Source organism: Polaromonas sp. P1_G1 (assembly GCF_056405595.1).
On the sequence record NZ_JBFUBU010000102.1, the window covers coordinates 1 to 3,126 of the forward strand.

2 protein-coding genes are annotated in these 3,126 nt (G+C 62.1%); both read right to left on the reverse strand.

All coding sequences use genetic code 11. The annotated features are described in order from the left end of the window. Positions 1 to 217: 217 nt before the first annotated feature. Positions 218 to 1,903: a methyl-accepting chemotaxis protein gene (locus AC1D1Y_RS25805; RefSeq protein WP_477684863.1), complete on the reverse strand. Its 1,686-nt coding sequence runs from the start codon at positions 1,901 to 1,903 to the stop codon at positions 218 to 220. Positions 1,904 to 1,942: 39 nt separating this feature from the next. After that, entirely contained in the window at positions 1,943 to 2,440 is a 498-nt protein-coding gene (locus AC1D1Y_RS25810) for a chemotaxis protein CheW (protein WP_477684864.1), read from the reverse strand. Between the last annotated feature and the right edge of the window lie 686 nt (positions 2,441 to 3,126).

A 3,126-nucleotide genomic window follows, 5' to 3' on the forward strand; every position in this document is an offset into this window, starting at 1 on the left:
ATCAGGGCCGGCGTTGTCTGAGCCGAAGGCGAGTTTAGCCGGACCCCGCTTGGCTCGAGCACCGCAGGTTGCCCGTAGCGAAGCGTAGGGACCCAGACTGCGGGTCGCCTTTCTTTTGCTTACTTTTCTTTGGCGAAGCAAAGAAAAGTGAGTTGCTGCCGGCAACCCCGGCCAGCAAGATCAAGAGAAGGGCGCACTGCCGGAGCAAGACCCGGTCTTAAAACGTTTCCCATCCTTCGCCAGCCGCCGCCAGCGCACGCGGCGCAGCAATAGCCTTCCGGGCTTGCGGTGGCTGTTTGGGGGTCGCCGGCCTGGCCGCGCTGGCGCGCTGCTGTTGCTGCGCGGCTGGCGCATGACCGCCGGAGACCTTGAACACACTCACCACCTGCGACAGTCCGCTGGCCTGCTCCTGCAGCGAGGAAGCTGCCGCAGCCGCCTCCTCCACCAGCGCCGCATTCTGCTGCGTGACCTGGTCCATCTGCGTGATCGCCTGGTTGATCTGCTCGATACCGGAAGTCTGTTCCTGGCTCGCAGCAGTGATCTCGGCCATGATGTCAGTCACACGTTTGACGCTGTCGACGATCTCGTCCATGGTCTTGCCGGCCTCGGCGACCTGCTTGCTGCCCTCTTCGACCTTGTCGACCGAGTCGCCTATCAGGGTCTTGATCTCTTTGGCGGCGGCGGCACTGCGCTGGGCCAGGTTGCGGACCTCAGCAGCGACGACCGCAAAGCCCCTGCCCTGCTCGCCGGCACGGGCGGCCTCCACCGCCGCATTCAAAGCCAGGATATTGGTCTGGAAAGCAATCCCGTCGATCACACCGATGATGTCGACAATCTTGCGTGAAGAAGCATTGATCGCACCCATGGTGCCGACCACCTCGGCGACCACGCTGCCACCCTTGACGGCCACGCTGGACGCGGACACCGCCAATTGATTCGCCTGGCGCGCGTTGTCGGCATTCTGCTTGACCGTGGAAGTCAGTTCTTCCATCGAAGCCGCCGTCTCTTCAAGCGAACTCGCCTGCTCTTCGGTGCGCGATGACAAGTCATGGTTACCCGCCGCGATCTGGCTCGAAGCCGTCGCAATCGTGTCCGTCCCGCTACGCACATTGCCGACAATCCCGACCAGGCTGTCGTTCATGTCCTTGAGCGCCTGCATCAGCTGGCCTGTCTCGTCCTGGCTGGTCACTTCAATGCGGCTGGTCAGGTCGCCGGACGCCACGGAGCGCGCTACCCGCACGGCCTGCGACAACGGCTGGGTGATGCTGCGCACCAGCAGCCAGGCCAACAGCACGCCCAGGCCCAGTGAAAGCGCGCTGCAGACCACCAGCACCAGGCTGGTCCTGGCGCGCAATTCCTCGCTGCGCAGCGCGGCTTCGTCGAGCAGCTCGCGCTCGGTATCGACCATCTTCTGCACGCCGGCCAGGTAGGCGCGCGAGGTGGGCTCGAAGCGTTCGCTGAAAATCCGGTTCGCGCCTTCCAGGTCGCCGGCGAGTTTGGCCTTGCTGACGTCCTCGCGCGCGGCCAGGTAGATCTTGCGCAGTTCACCGATTTTGTCGAAGAGCTGTTTTTTCTCGGGCGTGTCCATCTGCTGCTCGAGGAACTTCTGCAACTCGTTGGTGTCTTTGATCGAGGTCGCCGAGGCCGGCGCGAAATAGGCGACCAGGCCGGTATCGCTGCTCTTGGCGATGGCCGCCGCGCGCTGTATGCCGGCGGTGGTGTGGCGCAGCCAGTCGGAACCGGCCCGTTCGGTCTTCACGTTCTGCTCGACCATGGCCTTGATTTCGCCGCCCAGCTGGCTGAGCTTGAGGACGGCGAGCACGCTGCTCGTCAGGAACAGGGCAAGAATGACGCCGACCACAACGGCCAGGCGCTTGCCGATGGAGAGATTGCCTAAAAACATGATGAAGACTCCGGGAATAAGAAGAGCTCAGAGAAGGGCTCAGGCCGTGGCGGCAGCATTGATCAGGGCCATGTCGCTGCTGGACATGAGCTTGTCGATGTCGACGAGGATGAGCATGCGTTCGTCCAGCGTGCCCAGGCCTATGAGGTATTCGGTGTCCAACAGCGCACCCATCTCGGGCGCGGGTCGCACCTGTTCAGGGCTCAGCGTGATCACGTCCGAGACGCTGTCCACCACCATGCCCATGATGCGGCTGGCAATGTTCAGGATGATCACCACCGTGAACTGGTCGTAGCTGGGCGTACCGAGGTTGAACTTGATGCGCATGTCCACAATCGGCACGATGATGCCGCGCAGGTTGACCACGCCCTTGATGTGTTCGGGCGCGTTGGCGATGCGGGTCACCGTGTCGTAGCCGCGCAGCTCCTGCACTTTCTGGATGTCCACGCCGTACTCTTCCTGGCCCAGCGTGAAGGCCAGGAATTCCAGCGCCTTGGCGGCGGCCGGCGTGGGGGTGGGGTTGTTTGTTGCGTGCATGCGCGCTCCTTGGGCTCGATGGGGATGGCTGTGTATGTCTATCGGCTGATGGCGGTGAAAACTTAAGTTCTGTTTTTTTCCGCCTCTTGCTTCAAGTAAAGGTTATCAAGCCGTACTAGTTGGAAATCGGGGGATAAGCGTGGGGTTATGGCCTTATCTTCCGGGAAGCCGGGTGGATAGGCCGGTCTTGCTCCGGCGGTGTGCCCTTCTCCTGATCTTGCTGGCCGGGGTTGCCGGCAGCAACTCACTTTCTTTTGCTTCGCCAAAAGAAAGTAAGCAAAGAAAAGGCGACCCGCAGTCTGGGTCCCTACGCTTCGCTTCGGGCAACCTGCGGTGCTCGAGCCAAGCGGGGTCCGGCTAAACTCGCCTTCGGCTCAAACAACGCCGGCCCTGATCCGCTTGTCTCTGCGCTCCTCGGCCCAGCCAGGACGGGGCAATCGGGAGCGGAAGCGGGAACAGAAGACAGAAATACAAAGAACAAACCAAGACAAACAAGGACTCGCCAMGGCGAGTCCTTGTGGTTTTCWGTATTTGGATTTGGTATTCCTTCCCCACCCCTTGTGGATGCGCCGAGGAGCGCAGGTTCAGGCGGATCAGGGATCGCGTTGTYTGAGCCGAAGGCGAGTTTAGCGAGACCCCGCCTGAACCGAGCACCGCAGGTTGCCCGCAGCGAAGCGAAGGGACGC